We start from the raw sequence: 21,676 nt of genomic DNA on the forward strand, positions 1-21,676 counted from the left end.
TAACATCGGGAGCAGAGTCTTTGCTCCCTATATATAAAATTATTCGAGAACATTCACTAATGACCATGACCACAAATATTCATGAACAACGTATCCTTATTTTGGACTTTGGCTCTCAATATACACAGCTAATCGCCCGTCGTATTCGCGAAATTGGTGTGTACTGTGAACTATGGAGTTGGGATGTTGATGAAGCCGATATCCGTGAATTCGCACCTAACGGTATTATTCTTTCTGGTGGTCCTGAAAGTGTAACGGAAGCCGGTTCTCCTCGTGCGCCACAATATGTTTTTGAGGCGGGTGTTCCTGTATTTGGCGTATGTTACGGCATGCAGACCATGGCAGAGCAACTGGGTGGTAAAGTTGCTGGCTCTAATGAGCGTGAGTTTGGTTACGCACAAGTTAAAATTGTTGAACCAACACATTTCCTTGAAGGTATTCAAGACGCAACAGCCGAAGACGGCACACCATTAATGGATGTGTGGATGAGCCATGGCGATAAAGTGGTAGAAATCCCGTCTGATTTTATCAAAGTTGCAGAAACTGAAACCTGTCCATTTGCTGCAATGGCAAATGAAGAGAAGCGTTTCTACGGTGTTCAGTTCCACCCAGAAGTAACGCATACACGTCAAGGTATGAAGTTAATTGAGAACTTCGTAATGAATATCTGTGGCTGTGAAAAACTATGGACATCAGCAAATATCATCGAAGATGCTGTTGCACGTATTAAAGAGCAAGTGGGTGACGATGAAGTTATACTTGGTCTTTCAGGTGGTGTGGATTCATCTGTTGTTGCTATGCTTATTCACCGTGCGATTGGCGACAAGCTAACGTGTGTATTTGTTGATAATGGCCTGCTTCGTTTAAACGAAGGTCAACAAGTGATGGATATGTTTGGCGACAAGTTCGGTCTAAACATTGTTCATGTACAAGCTGAGGATCGTTTCTTATCAGCACTTGCAGGTATTGATGAGCCAGAAGCGAAGCGTAAGAAAATTGGTCACGTATTCGTTGACGTATTTGATGAAGAATCAAAGAAACTGAAAAATGCGAAGTGGTTAGCACAGGGGACTATTTACCCTGATGTGATTGAATCTGCAGCATCGAAAACAGGTAAAGCACACGTGATTAAATCTCACCATAACGTAGGTGGTCTACCTGACGATATGGAAATGGGTCTAGTTGAGCCATTAAAAGAGTTATTTAAAGATGAAGTGCGTAAGATCGGTCTTGAGTTAGGCCTACCTTACAACATGCTTTACCGCCACCCATTCCCAGGACCTGGTCTAGGTGTACGCGTTTTAGGTGAAGTGAAGAAAGAGTACTGTGATTTACTTCGTCGTGCAGATGCTATCTTTATTGAAGAGCTTCATAAAGCCGATCTTTACAATAAAGTATCACAAGCATTTACCGTATTCCTACCTGTTCGCTCTGTGGGCGTGATGGGTGACGGTCGTAAATATGATTGGGTTGTGTCACTACGTGCAGTAGAAACAATCGACTTTATGACAGCGCATTGGGCACATTTACCTTATGATTTCTTAGGTAAAGTGTCTAACCGTATTATTAACGAAGTCGACGGTATTTCTCGTGTGGTTTACGATATTTCAGGTAAGCCGCCAGCAACGATTGAGTGGGAATAATCTTTCTTTCTGAAAATAGTTAACAAACATCAAACCCTAGTAAGGTGACTTACTAGGGTTTTTTATTGCTCGTATTTTATAGAAATTCATTCAACTGAGGATGAAAAGTAGCGAAAACATACTTTTCGTAAGGTGACTTGTTAGAGGTGATTTTCTAGAGGTATAACCAAGCGGTTGTTAATTGTTTTGTTTTTGTTGGTGTTTGTGTTTTGAATTGTTTACTGAGTTGTTGCTTTGTTGTTTATGGTTAATGCTTGGTTACAATCTTCCATAATGAGGTTTCGTTATTCGTTAGGTGATCTGGCTTTTTTTCTATTGCATTTAGCTACAATCACCCGACCTAAATTCAGCCGTAGTAGCTGAAAGGCAAAACAATGAGACTCACTAAAATAAGTCCACTTTGCAGACGTAACCAATATGGGGGCACGGAGTTGCCATGAACGAGAAAACATTAAATCAAGCGCCGAAGCCATCAAGCGCTATGGATAAGTTTTTAAATGGTATTGAGCGAGCAGGTAATAAAATCCCGGATCCTGCTTTGTTATTCTTTTGGGGATTAATCGCCGTTTGGGTACTTTCTGCGATTATGTCTCAGTTTGACTTTGGTTTAGTTCACCCTGTTACCCAACAAGTTGTACAAGTAAACAATCTTTTAACAGGTGATGCGTTAGCGAGTTTCCTTGCCAATATGGTGAAGAATTTCACTGGCTTTGCCCCATTGGGTATTGTATTGGTGGCAATGTTAGGTGTTGGTGTTGCTGAAGCTTCTGGCTTTATCAATACCGGCCTAAAGAAGATGCTGAATGTGACCCCTGCAAAACTATTAACGCCAATGTTAATTTTAGTTGCGATTGTTTCACATACAGCAGCTGATGCGGGTTATGTTCTGGTTATTCCACTAGGTGGTATTATTTTCCATGCAGCAGGTCGTCACCCATTAGCGGGTATTGCGGCAGCATTTGCTGGTGTATCAGGTGGTTTCTCAGCAAACTTTATTCCGTCTGGTATTGACCCATTACTTGCAGGCTTTACACAAGAAGCTGCACGTATTATGGATCCTAGCTACATTGTAAACCCACTAGCGAACTTAATGTTTACTGGGCTATCTTCGATTATTATCGTTGCTATTGGTTGGTATGTAACAGATAAGATCATTGAACCACGTTTAAGCAAGACAGCGATTGATGCAGACGCTGAAGAAGCACCTGATATGGGCTCTTTCACTGAGCTTGAAAGCAAAGCGTTTTCTTACGCTGGTTGGGCAATGGTTGCTGGTATCGCACTATTAGTTGCAGCGGTATGGCCGGAATCATCACCACTGCGTTCTCCAACGGGTGAAATCGCGGCGTTCAATGCACCGGTAATGCAATCAATCGTACCGTTAATCTTTATCCTGTTCGTGATCCCAGGGATCATTTACGGTCGAGTTGCTGGTACCTTTAAGCAAAGCAGCGATGTAATTAAAGCGATGTCTACCACAATGGCTGGCATGGCAGGCTTTATGGTCATGGTATTTTTCATCGCTCAGTTCCTAGTCGCTTTTACCCAATCTAACTTGGGAACGCTATTGGCACTATCTGGCGCGCAGTTACTGCAAGAAATGAATTTGCCAGGTCAGGTAACAATTGTAGGTATGATTCTATTAACGGCGAGTGTTAACTTGTTAGTTGGTTCAGCATCGGCAAAATGGGCGCTGATTGGTCCAATCATGGTTCCAATGCTAATGGCGGTAGGAATTTCTCCAGAATTAACGCAAGCAGCATACCGAGTTGGTGACTCTGTATCTAACATCATTTCACCAATGATGGTGTTCTTCCCACTGGTTGTTGTTTACATGCAGCGCTATGTGAAGAGCTCTGGTATCGGTACATTAGCGTCAATGATGATGCCATACTCAATTGCGATGTTAGTAGGCTGGACAATTTTCTTACTCGTTTACTGGGCGTTAGGTATTCCTTTAGGTGTACAAGCGCCATACACATACAGCTTATAATTTAGGTGAATGAACATTTAAATTTGAGCAGATAAAAGAAAAGCCTCGCTAAGAATAGTGAGGCTTTTTTCTATTTAGCGTCTGAAGATATTACGTGAATACTTCAGTATGACACGCATACTTATTACTTGTTGAAGTGCTCTACGTGGAAACGTAAGTGATCTTCAATAAATGTTGCCATGAAGTAGTAGCTATGGTCGTAACCATCTTGCATGCGAATTTCTACAGGGTAGTTATTTGCTTTTGCAGCGGCAGCAAGAGTTTCGGTACGAAGTTGACCTTCAATGTAGAAGTTGTCATGAGTACCTTGATCAACCAGCATTGGCAGTTTTTTCTCAGCTTTACGAATTAACTCGCTTGAATCGTATTGCTTCCACGTTTCAGTGTTGCTACCTAAGTAACCAGTGAAGGCTTTTTGACCCCACGGGCAGTTCATTGGATTAGCAATTGGACTAAATGCAGATACTGAAGAAAAACGCTCAGGATTGCGCATCGCAATCATCAATGCGCCATGTCCACCCATTGAGTGACCACTGATTGCACGCTGATCTGATACAGGGAAGTGCGCTTCAACTAATGCTGGTAGCTCATTAACAATGTAATCGTACATGTTGTAATGACGATTCCAAGGTGCTTCTGTTGCGTTCACGTAGAACCCAGCACCTAAACCAAAATCGTAGCTACCTGCTGGATCATCTTCTACACCTTCACCGCGTGGGCTAGTATCGGGTGCAACAATGGCAACACCTAATTCTGCTGCGATACGTTGAGCGCCCGCTTTTTGCATGAAGTTTTCATCAGTACACGTTAAGCCTGATAACCAGTAAAGTACTGGTACTTTTTGTCCTGCAGCCGTTTGTGGTGGTAGGAAAATAGCAAAACGCATATCGCAATTAAGTACTTCTGAGCGGTGTGTATATTGTTTATGCCAACCGCCAGCAGTTTTATTACAGCTAATGTTTTCTAAAGGCATGGGATGCTCTCTCAGTCAGATTAGGCGCAGAGATAGGATACAGAAGATGATCTCTGCGCATTAATTATTATGTAATTATATTCTTATTTATCGAAGTGGATAATAGTACGGATACTTTTACCTTCGTGTAGTAGGTCGAATGCTTCGTTGATTTTGTCTAAGCCCATATTGAATGAGATAAAGTCATCAAGTTGGAATTCACCTGCCATGTAACGATCAACGATACCTGGAAGCTCTGAACGGCCTTTAACACCACCGAATGCAGAACCACGCCATACACGACCTGTTACTAGTTGGAATGGACGAGTAGAGATCTCTTGACCTGCGCCAGCCACACCGATAATTACTGATTCGCCCCAACCTTTATGACAACACTCAAGTGCAGAACGCATAACGTTTACGTTACCAATACACTCGAAAGAGTAATCAACACCGCCGTCAGTCATTTCAACAATCACTTCTTGAATTGGCTTGTCGAACTTCATTGGGTTGATACAGTCAGTTGCACCTAACTTACGTGCTAATTCGAATTTTTCTTCGTTGATATCAACAGCGATGATGCGACTTGCTTTCGCCATAGTTGCACCAATGATAGCCGCTAGACCGATACCACCAAGACCGAATACAGCAACAGTGCTACCTTCTTCAACTTTAGCTGTATTAAGTACCGCACCCATACCTGTTGTTACACCACAGCCTAGTAGACAAACTTCTTCCAGTGGTGCTTCTTTATTGATTTTCGCTAGTGAAATCTCAGGAAGAACAGTGTACTCAGAGAATGTTGAACAACCCATGTAATGGAAGATAGGTTGACCATCTTTGTAGAAACGAGTTGTACCGTCTGGCATTAAGCCTTTACCTTGAGTTTCACGTACAGCCTGGCAAAGGTTTGTTTTGCCAGATAGACAGTATTTACACTTACCACATTCAGCTGTGTAAAGTGGAATAACGTGGTCGCCTACTTGAAGATCGGTAACGCCTTCACCAATCATTTCAACGATACCGCCACCTTCGTGACCAAGAATTGCAGGGAAGATACCTTCTGGATCATCACCTGATAGTGTGAATGCGTCAGTGTGACATACGCCAGTTGCAACGATGCGAACAAGAACTTCACCTGCACGAGGAAGCATTACATCAACTTCTTCAACAGAAAGTGGTTGGTTTGGACCCCATGCAATCGCAGCTTTTGATTTGATAAATTTATCAGTCATTATAATTCTCTTCTATTTGTTCTACGTTGTTATTGATATTCGTAGAGAGTAATTAATTTAAATCGAAATTTCTCTGTCTCGATTCGATGAAGACTATTGTATTTATTTCTGAATAAATGATAATTAGGTTAAAGTGCAAATAACTTTTACCTAACGGTAATAATGATTATTGTTGGTATCAATATATAGGTAAGTAAGATGTTCCTATGGGAAGGCGTAACAGAATTTGTTGCTGTAGCTGAAACTGAAAGCTTTACAGCGGCATCAAAACGATTAGGTATTTCAACAGCGCAAGTGAGCCGACAAGTCAGTGCTTTAGAGAATCGACTTAATACTAAATTATTTTATCGAACTACGCGTAAGGTGTCATTGACCGAAGAAGGGAATGTGTATTACCAGCACTGCCGTCAAGTGATGGACGGTTTGGAAGAAGCTGAACGCGCATTAAGTAATTTACGTGGAACACCGCAAGGCTTAATTAAAATAACGGCTCCTGTCACCTATGGTGAGAAATATATCATGCCGTTAGTGAATGACTTCATGCTGCAATACCCAGAACTTGAAGTGGTTATTGATATGACCAATAGACAGGTTGATCTAGTTGAAGGTAGCTTTGACTTAGCGATCCGTCTTGGTCGATTGACTAGCTCTTCAATGATGGCAAAACGTTTAACTTCTCGTACGATGTATGTTTGTGCGTCTCCTGATTATCTTGCAAAATTTGGTGTACCACATTCACTTTCTGAATTGCGTCACCATAACTGCTTGATCGGAAACTATGATCATTGGCGTTTCCAAGAATCAGGCAAAGAGAAAAGTGTTAGAGTCTCTGGGAATTTAAACTGTAACAGTGGTTACGGTTTACGTGATGCGGTATTAAAAGGGATCGGTATTGCGCAGTTACCTGATTACTATATTGATAGAGATTTAGATTCGGGAGCGATTGTTCCTATCTTGACTAACTACCAAGAGCCGGATGAGGGGATTTGGGCGCTGTATCCACATAACCGTCACCTATCACCTAAAATAAGAATGCTGGTGGACTTTTTAGCTGAGAAGTTACCGCTAATTAGCCATTACGACGTATAAGCTAAATTGTATTTTTGACTGAATATGTAAATGATGACGATGCAAGTAAAACTAAACGACGAACACTTCATGCGCCGTGCGATAGCGCTCGCAGCGAAAGCAGAGGAAGAAGGTGAAGTGCCTGTTGGCGCTGTTGTTGTTTATAATGGACAAGTGGTGGGTGAAGGCTGGAACCGATCAATTGGTCAGCATGATGCAACGGCGCATGCGGAAATCATGGCGTTGCGACAAGCGGGTAAAGTGCTAGAAAATTACCGTTTAATTGATACTACATTGTATGTCACTTTAGAGCCTTGTCCAATGTGTGCAGGAGCTATGGTGCACAGTCGTGTGGGAAAGGTCGTTTACGGTGCTGATGATCTAAAAACGGGCGCGGCTGGAAGTACGATGAATTTACTTAGCTATGATGGCGTCAATCATCATGTAGAGCAAACATCTGGCGTATTAGTCGAGGAATGTCGTGCTCAGCTACAAGCTTTTTTTAAACGTCGGCGAGCAGAAAAAAAAGCGGCAAAGCTATTAGCTAAACAACAGATGACTAATGATCCTTCGCTTTAACTTAGCGCCTAACAACGGAAAAGTAGAAGCTCAGGGATAACCTGAGCTTTTTTGTTTTTAAATTTTATATTGTGGGCGATTTAATTTGAGGTCGAGGAAGTCGCCGATGAGGTTACTGTCGCCTGAGAAGCACTACCTAGTGTATTTATTGCCGCTGATGAGGCTTGTATTAGTTTATTAGGTAAAGTTATGGTCTGTAACCCATTAATAATCTTGACATCATCACCATCATAATTGTGGCTATGCGTCTGCTCAAAACCAATAATACTTTGATAATAACGTCGGATCCCTTCTACATAGTTAACCGCTTCTGTACCACGAGCATAGCCATAACGAGTTTGAGTGTAATACTTTCGCTGCTGTAATAGTGGCAAACGTTGTTTTACATCAGCCCATGTATTGGGATTACCATGTTGTGCTTTCGTTAGACGACGAGCATCCATCATATGACCAAAACCAATATTGTAAGAGGCAAGGGCGAACCAAACTTTCTCGTGCTCATCAATACTGTCAGGCACTCGGGCAACCATCTTTCGCAAATACTCAATACCTCCACGAATACTTTGCTCTGGATTTAGGCGATCAGTAACACCAACAGATTTCGCAGTAGGATTGGTCAACATCATCATGCCACGAACACCTGTTGGAGAAACCGCTTGTGGATTCCAATGCGATTCTTGATAAGAAAGAGCGGCAATTAAACGCCAATCAAACTCGTTAGCATACTTCTTAAATAGCTCTTGCCACTTTGGTAATTTATCATCGAGTGCGCGTAAAAATGCACGAGTATCAACGTAATCAAACTGTTCTACATGGCCGAAGTATTTTTCTTCTAGCTGTGCTAATTCACCGCTTTGTTTTATGTGACCAAAAAACTCAATTAAGAGGGCATATAAGCTGTCATTGTTACTGTCTTTTACAAACCAGCTAATTGGTTGATCTTCAGTAAGTTCAAGTGCGATTGCTAATTCAGGATGTGTACGTTGTAGTAGTGCAACATCAACAGAATCAGCAACGGTGTAATCTAACTCGCCATTAGCGACTTTGCGCAATAGGTCATCGATATCGGTTTCTTTGATCGATTGCCATGTTAGGTTGGGATATTTTTTCTTGAGCTCTTCTAACTGACGTTCATGGCTAGAGCTTGCCACAACAGCTAGTGAACGTTTGGTATTGGCTAACTCTTCAAGATCGCGAGGTCGACGTTTACCTTTTTTATAGACAACCACTTGGCTGGCATAATAGTAAGCGGGAGCGGGGTGGAAACCTTGTAGACGTTGAGGTGTGACGGTTAACCCTGCCGCGACAATATCAACATCGCCATTTTTTAAGGCTGGAAATAAGCCTGATAGGGTAAATATGGTTTGCATTTCCAGTTTTACGCCAAGCTCTTTAGCAAAGCGTTGGGCTAATTCATAATCAAGCCCTGTTGGCCCATCTGCCCCTATATAATAAGACAGCTGATTATTTAACGTACCTACACGTAATACACCGCTTTCACGAATGCGCTCTAAAGGATCAAGTGGCTTTTCTTGCCATTGGCAACCACTTAATAATAAAGCAAGCATTAATGATATGAGTACACGGTATGTGTTGGTAAGAGATTGAAGATGTATCAACAAAGCTGACCTAACTTAAAAATGAGCAGTCATTTATATCAAAGTGAACGGTAGTGGAAAAGCTGAACCCTGTCGTTGGGTGTGTTAATTCACGGATTGAAACAAAAAATTAGTCTCCTTTTGTTTTATCGGTTAGTTTTTGCTCAAAAAATCGGGTCAATGTCAAAATTACTGATAAATTCAGGATGTTTGAAAAAAAAACACGCAAACGGTTGCGTCAAGTGTTACGTCACAAAAAAAAATCGCTTATACTGCGCTGGTGCGAAATCGATTATTCATCTTTTGAGTTAATAAACAGGGATAAGTCAGAGGTGACATTGACGTAATTACCCCAGTTTTTGGGAATTAGGCCAATATTACTTTTCTTTAACCGCTAATCGAGAGACGTTTGCACATGGAAATTTTGCGTGGTTCACCCGCACTGTCTGAGTTTCGCGTTAATAAGCTACTTGAGCGTTGCCGCGAATTCGATCTGCCTGTGTCAGGTATTTATGCTGAGTTTATGCACTTTGCTGATGTATCTGCTGCCCTTACTGCTGATGAGCATAGCAAACTAGCGAGTCTTTTAACTTACGGTCCAACGATTGCAGAGCACGAGCCTTGTGGCACCTTGCTACTTGTTACCCCTCGTCCTGGGACAATTTCTCCTTGGTCATCAAAATCGACCGATATTGCCCGTAATTGTGGCTTAAAATCAATTAAACGCCTTGAACGTGGTACTGCATACTATATTGAATCAACTAGCGAGCTATCAGCATCACAATTAGCGCAAGTCAAAGCGTTAATCCACGATCGCATGATGGAAGTAGTTGTTGGTGATTTTGAAGCCGCGGCTGCTTTATTTAAACAAGCAGAGCCAGCACCGGTAAAAAGCGTTGATATCCTTGCAGGTGGTCGCCAGGCATTAGAGCAAGCCAACCTTACGTTAGGGCTTGCTTTAGCTGAAGATGAAATTGACTACTTAGTTGAGAACTTCACCAAACTAGGTCGAAATCCAAATGACATTGAGTTGATGATGTTTGCTCAGGCGAACTCAGAGCACTGTCGTCATAAAATCTTTAATGCAGATTGGACAATTGATGGTGTTGCTCAAGACAAATCATTGTTCAAGATGATCAAAAATACCTATGAGCAAAACCATGAACACGTATTGTCGGCATATAAAGACAATGCTGCAGTAATGGAAGGCTCAAAAGTAGGGCGATTCTTCCCCGATCCTGAATCTCGTCAATATAACTACCACCATGAAGATACCCATATTTTAATGAAGGTAGAAACGCATAACCACCCAACTGCTATTTCCCCGTGGCCGGGCGCATCAACAGGTTCGGGCGGTGAAATTCGTGATGAAGGTGCAACCGGTATTGGCGGTAAACCTAAAGCAGGTTTAGTTGGTTTTACTGTATCTAACCTTAAAGTTCCGGGGTTTGAACAGCCTTGGGAAACTGATTTTGGTAAACCAGATCGCATAGTTACAGCGCTTGATATTATGCTTGAAGGCCCATTAGGTGGCGCGGCATTTAATAATGAATTTGGACGTCCAAACCTATTGGGTTACTTCCGTACTTACGAAGAAAAAGTGACGTCGCATGCCGGTGAAGAAGTTCGTGGTTACCACAAGCCAATTATGATCGCTGGCGGTATGGGTAATATCCGTGCTGATCACGTACAGAAAAAAGAAATTCCAGTGGGCGCGAAGTTAATTGTTCTTGGCGGCCCTGCAATGAATATCGGTCTTGGCGGTGGTGCAGCTTCATCAATGGCATCAGGTCAATCGGCAGAAGATCTAGATTTTGCTTCTGTACAGCGTGAAAACCCAGAAATGGAACGTCGCTGTCAGGAAGTAATTGATCGTTGTTGGCAGATGGGTGATGCGAACCCAATTGCGTTTATTCACGATGTGGGTGCGGGTGGTATTTCAAACGCGTTACCTGAGTTGGTTGATGATGGCGAGCGTGGTGGTAAATTCCAACTTCGTGATGTTCCTAACGATGAGCCGGGTATGAGCCCGCTTGAGATTTGGTGTAACGAATCTCAAGAGCGTTATGTTATGGCCGTTGCACCAGAACATATGGCGGTTTTCGATGCGATTTGTAAGCGTGAACGTGCGCCGTATGCCGTTGTGGGTGAAGCGACAGAAGAGCGTCATTTAACCTTAGAAGATAGCCATTTCGACGATACGCCAATTGATATGCCAATGGATATTCTATTGGGCAAAGCGCCGAAAATGCACCGTGATGTGAAGTCACAAAAAGTAGAAGGCCAAGCGATTGATCGAAGTGGTATTGACTTAGTTGAAGCGACGCAGCGTATTCTTCGTCTGCCTGCTGTGGCTGAAAAAACCTTCCTTATTACAATTGGCGATCGCACAGTTACCGGCTTGGTTGCACGCGATCAAATGGTAGGTCCATGGCAAGTACCTGTTGCTAACTGTGCAGTTACTGCTGCTAGTTACGATACCTATCATGGTGAAGCGATGTCGATGGGTGAACGTACACCTGTTGCATTACTCGATTTTGGCGCATCAGCACGCTTAGCTGTTGGTGAAGCTGTTACTAATATTGCGTGTAGCGATATTGGTGATATGAAACGTATCAATCTTTCGGCTAACTGGATGTCACCAGCAGGTCACCCTGGCGAAGATGCTGGCTTATATGAAGCAGTAAAAGCGGTGGGTGAAGAGCTTTGTCCGGCATTGGGTCTGACCATTCCTGTCGGTAAAGACTCAATGTCAATGAAGACAAAATGGCAACAAGGTGGCGAAGAGAAGGAAGTAACATCGCCACTTTCTTTAGTCATTACTGCATTTGGTCGCGTTGAAGATGTACGCAAAACCGTGACACCTCAACTACGTACTGATAAAGGCGAAACTAGTCTGTTATTGGTGGATTTAGGTTGTGGTCAAAACCGTTTAGGTGCAACAGCACTAGCACAGGTTTACAAGCAATTAGGTGATAAGCCTGCTGATGTAGATAGTCCTGAGCTATTAAAAGGTTTCTTCTACGCGATGCAATCACTGGTACGTGATGAAAAGCTACTTGCTTACCACGACCGTGGTGATGGTGGCTTATACGTAACGCTAGCGGAAATGGCATTTGCAGGTCACACGGGTATTGAAGTTGATATTAATACTGGCAGCGAAGATGCAGTTGATGATGTATTAGCCTCGCTATTTAACGAAGAGTTAGGTGCGGTTATTCAAGTACGTACAGATGATCTTGATTTAGTTCAGTCGGTACTTGCAGCAAACGGTCTTGAAGCATGTAGCCATATTTTAGGTACTGTGGTTGAAGAAGATGTTGTTCGTATTTGGAATGGCAATGACTTAGTGCTTGAGCAAAATCGAACAGATATTCGTGCTGTATGGGCTGAAACAACCTACCAAATGCAGGCCATGCGTGATAACCCAGCGGGCGCATTGCAAGAATTTGAAGCCAAGAAAGATGTTCAAGATCCGGGGTTAAATGTAAAGCTAACGTTTGACATAAATGAAGACGTCGCCGCGCCATTTATTGCCCCTGCGATTAATCTTGGCGCTAAGCCACAAATGGCTATTTTGCGTGAACAAGGGGTAAACTCTCATGTTGAAATGGCAGCAGCCTTTGATCGTGCAGGCTTTGAAGCTAAAGATGTTCACATGAGTGATATCTTATCTGGCAATGCTAAGCTAGATGGTTTTAATGGTTTGGTTGCTTGTGGTGGTTTCTCTTACGGTGATGTATTAGGTGCGGGTGAGGGTTGGGCGAAGTCAGTATTATTTAACAATATTGCACGAGATCAATTTGAAGCTTTCTTTAACCGTAATGATACGTTGGCATTAGGTGTTTGTAACGGTTGTCAGATGATGTCTAACCTTCGTGACTTAATTCCAGGCGCAGATTTATGGCCACGTTTCGTACGCAATGAATCTGAGCGTTTTGAAGCTCGCTTTAGTTTGGTTGAGGTTCAACAAAGCCCATCGTTATTCTTTAACGAAATGGCAGGATCTCACATGCCAATTGCCGTTTCTCATGGTGAAGGTCGTGTTGAAGTGCGTAATGCTGATCATCTTGCTGCATTAGAGCAAGCCGATATAGTTGCACTACGATACATTGATAACTACGGCAAGCTAACAGAACAGTACCCTGCTAACCCGAATGGTTCACCAAACGGTATTACCAGTGTGACGACAACGGATGGCCGTGTAACCATCATGATGCCGCATCCTGAGCGTGTGTTTAGAACAGTTGCAAACTCATGGCACCCAGATGACTGGAGTGAAAATAGCCCATGGATGCGTATGTTTAGAAATGCGCGTGTTAATCTAGGTTAATAAAGAACAGCGTTGAAAAATCAAAAAACCGCCACTTGTGGCGGTTTTTTATTCTTCTTGTATGAAAATCACCTTTTCAACCCTTTAATTGATAATAATCACATTAAAAATTGAAAATAGACGGTTATAATTGGGAAATAAGATGTAATGGAATTTTTATTGCGATAAAGGATTATATATGGGGAAAGGTATTCCCAGAACTTTGCGTTTATGTATTGCATCCAAAATATTGGCAGTGCTAGTTGCGTTGAGTATTTTTCGTCAAATCGATCGATTTGACCAATTTTTTAGTACCTCTCAAATAGTAATAGTGCCAAATATTATCGCTTTACTTGTCTTATTTTCAGGTGTGTTGGCAATTATTGGTTTGCTAAAAGGTCAAAAATGGGGATTTCTTCCTCTGTACTTTTACATACCTGCTGCTACGATGTTCATTAAAATCAGTATTATTCCGATAGTCCCCGAACTTGTTCCTAGTATTTATCGTAATCAGATGATCTTAGGGCTAAATAGTGTGGTTTTAGTGTATTCAGTTTTTTTATTATTGCGTAGGATGGATCGAAACTTACTGCATGAAGTTTAAATAAATTTAAATTTGGCTGTAGGATCTGCGATAATGAGAGCAATTAAATCAATTGCTTGTAAGTAAAAATATTACTTCTGCTCAGTAAAGGATGATGAGAATGAAAAAAATTGAAGCTATTATCAAGCCGTTTAAGCTTGATGACGTTCGTGAGGCATTAGCGGAAGTAGGTATTACTGGCATGACAGTGTCTGAAGTGAAAGGGTTTGGACGTCAAAAAGGTCATACTGAATTATACCGTGGCGCAGAATACATGGTCGATTTTTTACCTAAAGTGAAAATTGAAATTGTTGTCGCTGATGAAGTAGCAGAACAATGTATTGATACGATTGTTGAAACAGCACAAACAGGTAAGATTGGCGATGGTAAAATCTTCATGTTTGATATCGAACGTGTAGTGCGCATTCGTACTGGAGAAGAAGACGAAGACGCGATTTAGTTGGTATAAGAATGCAAAAAGGGGGCATTACATTAACTGTAATGCCCCCTTTTTATTGCTAATTCACATCAGGAACGACAGGGTTATATCGCCCTGGTTTGTAGTTCATTGCCAGAACAATATTTAGGGTAATGGCTCCAAGAATTGATAGTAATAAAGTGGTTGGACTAACAAAGAAAAAGGATGCAACTAAGATAGAGATATCAATCGACATTTGGATTTTTCCTGCTGAAATCCCAAACTTATCTTGAAGGAATAAAACCAAAACATTAAATCCACCAAGGCTGGTGTGATGACGGAATAATATCAACATGCCAAGTCCCATCAATAAGCCACCAATCACTGCGCAGTAGATTGGATTTAGCCAACTGATAGCCAATACATGGTGTAGGTTATCCACCATAATTGAGACTAATGCGCCAGACAAGACACTGCTAATTGCAAAAGATTTGCCCATTCTAAACCACGCCATTAAATAAAACGGGCAGTTCATTAAGAAATACAGCTTACCAAAAGAGATATCAACAAAATGGGTGAGTAATAACGCGAGTCCTGTAGTGCCTCCCGTTAATAACTGGCTTTGCTGTAGAAAAAATATGCCCTGAGCAACAATAAATGTCCCCGTTAAAATAGCGATCATATTTTCATGAACAGGATGTTTAATTCGACTCAATGGATCAACTCCTTGTAAAGAATAGAGCCATAGTAAGAGGGAATAAGAATTTATAAAAGTTTACGGGTAAAAAGCACCTTTTCGTTCTGTAATATATTCTTTACACTGTTGTAAATAATTTTATTGTAAAAATACTTGCTATCTATATTTGTTTTAATCTTTGTCCCTGAGTCGTTTATTAAGATGAAAATGATTCATGCTCTATTGAAAATAAACCGTGTTAATCATTAAGAAAAAGAACAATTAGGACTACCTGATTTAGATCAATTTATGTAAGATAGGCGATAATTAATAAGCAAGACGAAAACGTTTGCGTCTACGTGGCGCCTAGCATTGCGATTTTTCAGTTTTTGCTCAAAATGGTATTTAACTTAGCTGAGTTAGGAGATACAGATGCTAAAGCGCGATATGAATATTGCTGATTATGATGCGGAACTATTTGCAGCCATTCAGGAAGAAACAGCTCGTCAGGAAGAACACATCGAGTTGATTGCTTCTGAAAACTACACAAGCCCACGCGTAATGGAAGCGCAAGGATCTCAGCTAACTAATAAATATGCTGAAGGTTACCCAGGCAAGCGTTATTACGGTGGTTGTGAGTTTGTTGATAAAGCGGAGCAACTGGCTATCGACCGTGCTTGTCAGCTATTTGGTGCAGAATACGCGAACGTTCAGCCTCACTCAGGCTCACAAGCGAACAATGCTGTTTACATGGCACTTCTGAATGCTGGCGATACCGTATTAGGTATGAGTCTTGCGCACGGCGGTCACTTAACTCACGGTTCACCTGTAAACTTCTCTGGTAAGCTTTACAACGTGATCCCATACGGTATCGATGAAAGCGGTCAAATTGATTACGCTGAAGTTGAAGCTTTAGCGCTTGAGCACAAACCAAAGATGATCATCGGTGGTTTTTCTGCTTACTCTCAAATTGTTGATTGGAAACGCATGCGTGAAATCGCAGACAAAGTTGGCGCGTACTTCTTTGTTGATATGGCGCACGTTGCGGGTCTAATTGCGGCGGGTGTTTATCCTAACCCAGTGCCACATGCACATGTTGTTACAACAACAACGCACAAAACACTAGCAGGTCCTCGTGGTGGTCTTATCCTTTCTAATGAAGGTGAAGATCTTTATAAGAAGTTGAACTCTGCAGTATTCCCTGGTGGTCAAGGTGGCCCTCTAATGCATGTTATTGCGGCAAAAGCAGTAGCATTCAAAGAAGCAATGGAGCCAGAGTTTAAAGATTACCAAGCGCGTGTTGTTGAAAACGCAAAAGTAATGGTAGGTGAATTCCTAGAGCGTGGTTACAAGATTGTTTCTGGTAGCACTGAAAACCACTTATTCCTTGTTGATTTGATCGACAAAGGTATCACTGGTAAAGAAGCTGATGCAGCACTAGGTGCAGCAAACATCACAGTTAACAAAAACAGTGTACCAAATGACCCACGTAGCCCATTTGTAACATCAGGTATTCGTATCGGTACTCCGTCTATTACTCGTCGTGGCTTTACTGCTGATGATGCGCGTCAACTTGCAGGTTGGATGTGTGATGTCTTAGACAATGTTGATAACGAAGAAGTTATTGCAGCAACAAAAGCAAAAGTTTTAGATATTTGTAAGCGTCTACCTGTTTACGCTTAATCTATTAAAATGCATTAAATAACATAACTGTCGGGTTATGATGATAAAGGCTTACCATTAGGTAAGCCTTTTTTAATATTTAGCGCTTTTTCTGAGCGAACAATAAAACAACTATTCGTGGCTTTTTAACCAAAATGAGTAGAAAAAAAGGGCGAATATTCTCATTAACGGTTTGAAATGAGTTACACTGAACCGATTAAATGTAGGAGGCTAAATGCATTGTCCTTTTTGCGGTGCGAATGACACCAAAGTAATCGATTCACGATTGGTTGCAGATGGCCACCAAGTGCGCCGGCGCCGCCAATGTTTAGCTTGTAATGAACGTTATACGACCTTTGAAACGGCCGAATTAGTAATGCCTCGTGTGGTAAAAACCAATGGCAATCGCGATCCATTTAATGAAGAAAAACTTCGTGGTGGTATTCAGCGCGCATTAGAAAAACGTCCAGTGAGTACAGATGACATCGAGCGTGCGATTAATAATATTAAATCTCGTCTTCGTGCAACTGGAGAGCGAGAAGTGCCTTCAGAGATGATCGGTAACTTAGTGATGGAAGCATTAAAAGAGCTCGATAAAGTCGCCTATATTCGCTTTGCGTCGGTTTACCGTAGTTTTGAAGATATTCGTGAGTTTGGTGAAGAAATAGCCAAACTAGAACGTTAAGCTGAGTGTAATGTTTACTAACCTTGATACACGATTGATGCTACGCGCTATTCAGTTAGCTAAACGTGGTTATTTTACAACAGCACCAAACCCGAATTTGGGTTGTGTTATTGCTAATGGCGATGAAATTCTTGGTGAAGGCTTTCATTATCGTGCGGGTGAACCCCATGCGGAGGTGTTTGCATTAAAGCAAGCAGGTGCGCGCGCGAAAGGTGCAACAGCCTATGTTACCTTAGAGCCTTGCTCTCATTACGGGCGCACGCCGCCTTGCGCTGAAGCATTAATTAAATCAGGCGTAACTAGAGTTATTTGCGCCATGGTTGATCCTAATCCGCTGGTGGCTGGACGTGGCGTTGAAATGTTGCAAAAAGCGGGTGTAGATGTACAAGTAGGGCTTCTTAAAGAAGAGGCTCAAGCCATTAATAAAGCGTTCATTAAACAAATGACAACCAAGATGCCATATGTTGAATTAAAACTGGCATCAAGTCTTGATGGTAAAACAGCGTTAGCTAACGGTGATAGTAAGTGGATCACTGGGCCTTATGCTCGCGCTGATGTTCAACGTCATCGTGCACAAGCTGGTGCAATATTATCAACCAGTGCCACTGTTATCGCTGATGATCCATCGCTGAATGTACGTTGGAGTGAGTTGGGTACACAGATTCAAGATGAATATCCACAAGCAGATGTTCGTCAACCTATTCGCGTTATCATTGACAGCCAAAACCGATTAACCCCGGCATATCAGTTATTTCACCTTCCGGGAGAAACGATTTTGGCACGCGCAGAAATGGGGAATGAAGATTGGCCTGACTCTGTGTCTCAGTGGCTCATTCCTACCCGAGAAAATAGCCAACAACTCGATCTCACATTACTCATGCGCAAGTTAGCAGAAAATGGCATAAACCATATTTGGGTTGAAGCTGGCGCTGGGCTTGCGGGTGGGTTACTTGAAGCACAATTAGTTGATTGTTTGATTTTATATCAGGCCCCAAAGTTAATGGGAGCAGATAGTCGCAGTTTAATGAACTTATCGCCATTAACCGCGATGGATCAAGTTATCGATCTGAATATTACAGATATACGTATGGTTGATTGTGATGTGAAAATTACAGCCACCGTTAAACGCTGTTAATTAATAGAATAAAGAAACAAGGATTTTCCATGTTCACCGGTATCATTGAAGCAATTGGAACGATTACCGCTTTAACACCTAAAGGTGCTGATATTTCTGTCACTGTCGACTCAGGCAATCTTGATCTGTCTGATGTTAAGTTGGGTGACAGTATTGCGACAAATGGTGTGTGCTTAACTGTGGTTAAATTGACAGGTAAAGGCTATGTTGCTGATCTGTCATTAGAAACCTTAAAACGTACTGCTTTTGCTCATTATCAAGCTGGTCAGGTCGTCAACTTAGAAAAAGCGATGTTACCAACAACGCGTTTTGGCGGCCATATGGTGTCAGGTCATGTTGATGCTGTTGCTGAGATCATTGAACGTCACCATACGGGGCGTGCTATTGAGTTTTGGGTAAAAGTACCCGCACATTTAGCGAAATATATCTCAGAAAAAGGCTCAGTTGCGGTTGATGGTATTAGCTTAACGGTGAATGAAATAAATGGTGATGAATTTAAGTTAACCATTGTTCCACATACAGCACTAGAAACAACAATGGATACATTCAAACCAGGCCGAATGATAAATCTTGAAGTGGATGTGATTGCCCGCTATTTAGAGCGTTTAATGTTGGGTGATAAAGCTGCAGATAAAAAACCGCAAGTCACAATGGATTTATTAGCGAGAACGGGTTTTCTTGGCTAAATATGATGATTAGCTAGTCAGCTAAGGTACATAAGAATTAAGGGTAGTGTTATGGCTTTAAGCAGCGCAAAAGAAATTATTGATGATATTCGTCAGGGCAAAATGGTTATTCTGATGGATGATGAAGATCGTGAAAATGAAGGCGATCTGATTATTGCATCTGAAAAAATCACACCTGAAGCTATTAATTTTATGGCGACTTATGGTCGTGGTCTGATTTGTTTGACACTGAGCAAAGCCCGTTGTCAAAAATTAAACTTGCCTTTAATGGTTCAAGAAAATACCGAACAGTTTGGTACACCTTTTACTGTTTCTATTGAAGCGGCTGAAGGGGTAACTACAGGTATTTCAGCTGCAGATCGTTCTTGCACAGTACAAGCCGCCGTTGCAGCCAATGCGACTGCAGCTGATATTGTTATGCCTGGTCATATCTTCCCATTAATGGCTCAAGAAGGTGGCGTCTTAACACGTGCAGGTCACACTGAAGCTGGTTGTGATGTTGCGCGTTTGGCTGGCCTTGAGCCATCAAGTGTGATTGTTGAGATCTTAAATGAAGATGGCACGATGGCACGTCGCCCACAGCTTGAAGTGTTTGCGGAAAAACACGGCCTTAAATTAGGTACAATTGCTGATCTGATTGAATACCGTAATAATCACGAAACCACGATTGAGCGTGTTGCTGAATGTCGATTACCAACAGAGTTCGGTGAGTTCGACATGATCACTTACCGTGACAAGATTGATAACGAAGTGCACTATGCACTGCGTAAAGGCGATATCAAAGCGGGTGAAGAAACGCTTGTACGTGTTCACTTGCAAGATACGTTTAAAGATATTCTGCAATCAGGTGCGACTCAATGGACGTTACCTGCAGCAATGAAGCGCATTAGCGAAGAAAATGGTGTACTGGTTATTCTAAGTAAACAAGAATCAACCGATGCCATTATTCATAAAGTGAGAAATATTGCTGCGGAAGAAGCAGGTCAACCTAAGGTGAAAGTGACACAGAAAGATCCGTCTCGCCAAGTTGGTGTCGGCTCACAAATTCTTTCTGATTTAGGCGTTAGTAAAATGCGTTTATTGTCATCAAGTACGCAACGTTATCATTCACTATCAGGTTTTGGCTTAGAAGTCGTAGAGTATATTTGTGATTAAATTCACCAAATGTTAGACGCTAGTGATAAAATAACTGATATCTGCGGCAGCGAAAGACAATTATTATTTTTAACTGCCGCTTTCAATACTGTTTATTGGTCGAATCAAGGACAGATAAGCAATAAATATTAACAAATCTGTTGAAACCGACGGTTGTCCATAGCAGAGATATTGCAAAGTGTGATAGACTCCCGCGGTTTCTCAAACCGGAAAGACATAGTCACAGGAAGGCCCATGAAGGTAATTGAAGGCGCCATCGCGGCACCAAACGCAAAAGTTGCTATCGTAATTGCACGCTTCAACAGCTTTATTAACGAAAGCTTACTTTCAGGTGCATTAGATGCGCTGAAACGTCAAGGACAGGTTAGCGAAGACAACATTACTGTTGTTCGTTGTCCAGGTGCTTACGAGCTACCACTTGTTGCTCAACAGGTTGCTAAAAGCGACCGTTATGATGCAATCGTTGCTCTAGGCTCAGTTATTCGTGGCGGTACACCGCACTTCGATTATGTTGCCGGTGAGTGTAATAAAGGTCTAGCACAAATTGCACTTGAGTATAATACTCCAGTTGCTTTTGGTGTTTTGACTGTAGATTCTATTGAACAAGCCATTGAGCGTGCCGGTACCAAGGCTGGTAATAAAGGGGCAGAGGCTGCACTAAGCGCGCTCGAAATGGTTAATGTCCTGTCCCAAATCGAATCCTAATAATGGGGGTTACTGTGAAACCAGCCGCACGTCGTAATGCACGTCAGTTTGCTGTACAAGCTATTTACTCTTGGCAACTTACGAAAGGTAATGTTGCTGATATTGAGCAACATTTTCTTTCTGGCGATAAGTTTGAAGAAGAAGAACATCAAGCTGATGCGCCAGTTCTTGCTGCACCACATACTGATGTTAGCTACTTCCGTGATCTGTTCACAGGCGTAGTACTAAGCCACCAAGAACTTGATAGCAAGATGCGTCCATACTTATCTCGTCCGCTTCAGGATCTTGATCAGATGGAACTTGCGCTACTTCGTCTTGCAATGTACGAAATGGTTAAGCGTGAAGACGTACCATTTAAAGTTGTTATCAACGAAGCAATCGAATTAGCTAAGCTATTCGGTGCGGAAGATAGCCACAAGTTCGTTAATGGTGTACTTGATAAAGCTGCACCAACACTTCGTAAAGAAAAGTAATTTTCGAAGTAACGAAAGTAGATAAAAGAAGTCAGCCTAGCTGGCTTTTTTTTTATCTATTGTATTGATATGAAGCAATCGTAAAGGTAAGCGCATTATAATGGTGGCTAATAATGGA

Annotated in this window: 18 protein-coding genes; 14 read left to right on the plus strand and 4 right to left on the minus strand. The window is 41.9% G+C overall.

Annotated features, from left to right (window positions below; genetic code table 11):
• Positions 1–65: 65 nt before the first annotated feature.
• Positions 66–1,643 carry a glutamine-hydrolyzing GMP synthase gene (guaA, locus tag CTN01_RS00530; protein ID WP_005370052.1) on the plus strand — a complete coding sequence of 526 codons (1,578 nt, stop codon included), beginning with the start codon at positions 66–68 and terminating at the stop codon, positions 1,641–1,643.
• Positions 1,644–2,079: 436 nt separating this feature from the next.
• Positions 2,080–3,636, plus strand: coding sequence for an AbgT family transporter (locus tag CTN01_RS00535; protein ID WP_045131024.1), 1,557 nt, complete (start codon positions 2,080–2,082; stop codon positions 3,634–3,636).
• A 124-nt stretch (positions 3,637–3,760) separates the two neighbouring features.
• Here CTN01_RS00535 and fghA read toward each other — a convergent pair whose 3' ends face one another.
• On the minus strand, positions 3,761–4,609 hold the full coding sequence (gene fghA / locus CTN01_RS00540) for an S-formylglutathione hydrolase (protein ID WP_005370057.1): 849 nt from the start codon (positions 4,607–4,609) through the stop codon (positions 3,761–3,763).
• 83 nt (positions 4,610–4,692) lie between these two features.
• The gene (locus tag CTN01_RS00545) at positions 4,693–5,823 is read right to left on the minus strand and encodes an S-(hydroxymethyl)glutathione dehydrogenase/class III alcohol dehydrogenase (protein WP_005370059.1); all 1,131 of its coding nucleotides are present in this window, start codon (positions 5,821–5,823) and stop codon (positions 4,693–4,695) included.
• Between the two features lie 198 nt (positions 5,824–6,021).
• Here CTN01_RS00545 and CTN01_RS00550 point away from each other — a divergent pair, with 198 nt between their 5' ends.
• The gene (locus tag CTN01_RS00550; protein WP_045147977.1) at positions 6,022–6,912 is read left to right on the plus strand and encodes a LysR substrate-binding domain-containing protein; all 891 of its coding nucleotides are present in this window, start codon (positions 6,022–6,024) and stop codon (positions 6,910–6,912) included.
• A gap of 30 nt (positions 6,913–6,942) precedes the next feature.
• A complete protein-coding gene (gene tadA / locus CTN01_RS00555; protein WP_045147978.1) occupies positions 6,943–7,470 on the plus strand; it encodes a tRNA adenosine(34) deaminase TadA in 528 nt (175 codons plus the stop codon).
• 80 nt (positions 7,471–7,550) lie between these two features.
• Here the strand turns inward: tadA and mltF are convergent, their stop codons facing one another.
• The gene (mltF, locus tag CTN01_RS00560; RefSeq protein WP_045147980.1) at positions 7,551–9,038 is read right to left on the minus strand and encodes a membrane-bound lytic murein transglycosylase MltF; all 1,488 of its coding nucleotides are present in this window, start codon (positions 9,036–9,038) and stop codon (positions 7,551–7,553) included.
• Positions 9,039–9,483: 445 nt separating this feature from the next.
• Here mltF and purL point away from each other — a divergent pair, with 445 nt between their 5' ends.
• The 3 genes from purL (at position 9,484) to glnB (ending at position 14,423) form a co-directional block, all read left to right on the plus strand.
• Positions 9,484–13,401 (plus strand): phosphoribosylformylglycinamidine synthase, encoded by a 3,918-nt coding sequence (gene purL, locus CTN01_RS00565; RefSeq protein WP_045147981.1) that lies wholly within the window; start codon positions 9,484–9,486, stop codon positions 13,399–13,401.
• Positions 13,402–13,579: 178 nt separating this feature from the next.
• Complete coding sequence (locus CTN01_RS00570) at positions 13,580–13,984, plus strand: hypothetical protein (protein WP_107188421.1); 405 nt, start codon at positions 13,580–13,582, stop codon at positions 13,982–13,984.
• A gap of 100 nt (positions 13,985–14,084) precedes the next feature.
• Positions 14,085–14,423, plus strand: a complete 339-nt coding sequence (gene glnB / locus CTN01_RS00575) for a nitrogen regulatory protein P-II (RefSeq protein WP_005370068.1) — start codon at positions 14,085–14,087, stop codon at positions 14,421–14,423.
• A 58-nt stretch (positions 14,424–14,481) separates the two neighbouring features.
• On the opposite strand, the gene CTN01_RS00580 is transcribed toward glnB, so the two are convergent.
• The gene (locus tag CTN01_RS00580; protein WP_045127339.1) at positions 14,482–15,096 is read right to left on the minus strand and encodes a YitT family protein; all 615 of its coding nucleotides are present in this window, start codon (positions 15,094–15,096) and stop codon (positions 14,482–14,484) included.
• 393 nt (positions 15,097–15,489) lie between these two features.
• Between CTN01_RS00580 and glyA the strand changes: the two genes are divergently transcribed.
• From glyA to nusB, 7 genes are all read left to right on the plus strand, one after another.
• Positions 15,490–16,740, plus strand: coding sequence for a serine hydroxymethyltransferase (gene glyA, locus CTN01_RS00585; RefSeq protein ID WP_045082821.1), 1,251 nt, complete (start codon positions 15,490–15,492; stop codon positions 16,738–16,740).
• A 214-nt stretch (positions 16,741–16,954) separates the two neighbouring features.
• Complete coding sequence (nrdR, locus tag CTN01_RS00590) at positions 16,955–17,404, plus strand: transcriptional regulator NrdR (protein ID WP_005370071.1); 450 nt, start codon at positions 16,955–16,957, stop codon at positions 17,402–17,404.
• Positions 17,405–17,414: 10 nt separating this feature from the next.
• Positions 17,415–18,539, plus strand: a complete 1,125-nt coding sequence (ribD, locus tag CTN01_RS00595; protein ID WP_045147982.1) for a bifunctional diaminohydroxyphosphoribosylaminopyrimidine deaminase/5-amino-6-(5-phosphoribosylamino)uracil reductase RibD — start codon at positions 17,415–17,417, stop codon at positions 18,537–18,539.
• A gap of 29 nt (positions 18,540–18,568) precedes the next feature.
• A complete protein-coding gene (locus tag CTN01_RS00600) occupies positions 18,569–19,225 on the plus strand; it encodes a riboflavin synthase (protein ID WP_005370073.1) in 657 nt (218 codons plus the stop codon).
• 51 nt (positions 19,226–19,276) lie between these two features.
• Positions 19,277–20,380: a bifunctional 3,4-dihydroxy-2-butanone-4-phosphate synthase/GTP cyclohydrolase II gene (gene ribBA, locus CTN01_RS00605; RefSeq protein ID WP_045147983.1), complete on the plus strand. Its 1,104-nt coding sequence runs from the start codon at positions 19,277–19,279 to the stop codon at positions 20,378–20,380.
• Positions 20,381–20,614: 234 nt separating this feature from the next.
• Positions 20,615–21,085 (plus strand): 6,7-dimethyl-8-ribityllumazine synthase, encoded by a 471-nt coding sequence (gene ribH / locus CTN01_RS00610; RefSeq protein ID WP_006646664.1) that lies wholly within the window; start codon positions 20,615–20,617, stop codon positions 21,083–21,085.
• Between the two features lie 2 nt (positions 21,086–21,087).
• Entirely contained in the window at positions 21,088–21,558 is a 471-nt protein-coding gene (gene nusB, locus CTN01_RS00615; protein WP_005370080.1) for a transcription antitermination factor NusB, read from the plus strand.
• The last annotated feature ends 118 nt before the right edge of the window (positions 21,559–21,676 follow it).

Source organism: Photobacterium angustum (assembly GCF_003026365.1).
Lineage (GTDB): Bacteria > Pseudomonadota > Gammaproteobacteria > Enterobacterales > Vibrionaceae > Photobacterium > Photobacterium angustum.

Bases quoted from the DNA above. Each gene is read 5' to 3' on its own strand.
- guaA (WP_005370052.1), top strand. From the start codon at position 66: ATGACCACAAATATTCATGAACAACGTATCCTTATTTTGGACTTTGGC.
- CTN01_RS00535 (WP_045131024.1), top strand. From the start codon at position 2,080: ATGAACGAGAAAACATTAAATCAAGCGCCGAAGCCATCAAGCGCTATG.
- fghA (WP_005370057.1), bottom strand. From the start codon at position 4,609: ATGCCTTTAGAAAACATTAGCTGTAATAAAACTGCTGGCGGTTGGCAT.
- CTN01_RS00545 (WP_005370059.1), bottom strand. From the start codon at position 5,823: ATGACTGATAAATTTATCAAATCAAAAGCTGCGATTGCATGGGGTCCA.
- CTN01_RS00550 (WP_045147977.1), top strand. From the start codon at position 6,022: ATGTTCCTATGGGAAGGCGTAACAGAATTTGTTGCTGTAGCTGAAACT.
- tadA (WP_045147978.1), top strand. From the start codon at position 6,943: ATGATGACGATGCAAGTAAAACTAAACGACGAACACTTCATGCGCCGT.
- mltF (WP_045147980.1), bottom strand. From the start codon at position 9,038: ATGCTTGCTTTATTATTAAGTGGTTGCCAATGGCAAGAAAAGCCACTT.
- purL (WP_045147981.1), top strand. From the start codon at position 9,484: ATGGAAATTTTGCGTGGTTCACCCGCACTGTCTGAGTTTCGCGTTAAT.
- CTN01_RS00570 (WP_107188421.1), top strand. From the start codon at position 13,580: ATGGGGAAAGGTATTCCCAGAACTTTGCGTTTATGTATTGCATCCAAA.
- glnB (WP_005370068.1), top strand. From the start codon at position 14,085: ATGAAAAAAATTGAAGCTATTATCAAGCCGTTTAAGCTTGATGACGTT.
- glyA (WP_045082821.1), top strand. From the start codon at position 15,490: ATGCTAAAGCGCGATATGAATATTGCTGATTATGATGCGGAACTATTT.
- nrdR (WP_005370071.1), top strand. From the start codon at position 16,955: ATGCATTGTCCTTTTTGCGGTGCGAATGACACCAAAGTAATCGATTCA.
- ribD (WP_045147982.1), top strand. From the start codon at position 17,415: ATGTTTACTAACCTTGATACACGATTGATGCTACGCGCTATTCAGTTA.
- CTN01_RS00600 (WP_005370073.1), top strand. From the start codon at position 18,569: ATGTTCACCGGTATCATTGAAGCAATTGGAACGATTACCGCTTTAACA.
- ribBA (WP_045147983.1), top strand. From the start codon at position 19,277: ATGGCTTTAAGCAGCGCAAAAGAAATTATTGATGATATTCGTCAGGGC.
- ribH (WP_006646664.1), top strand. From the start codon at position 20,615: ATGAAGGTAATTGAAGGCGCCATCGCGGCACCAAACGCAAAAGTTGCT.
- nusB (WP_005370080.1), top strand. From the start codon at position 21,088: ATGGGGGTTACTGTGAAACCAGCCGCACGTCGTAATGCACGTCAGTTT.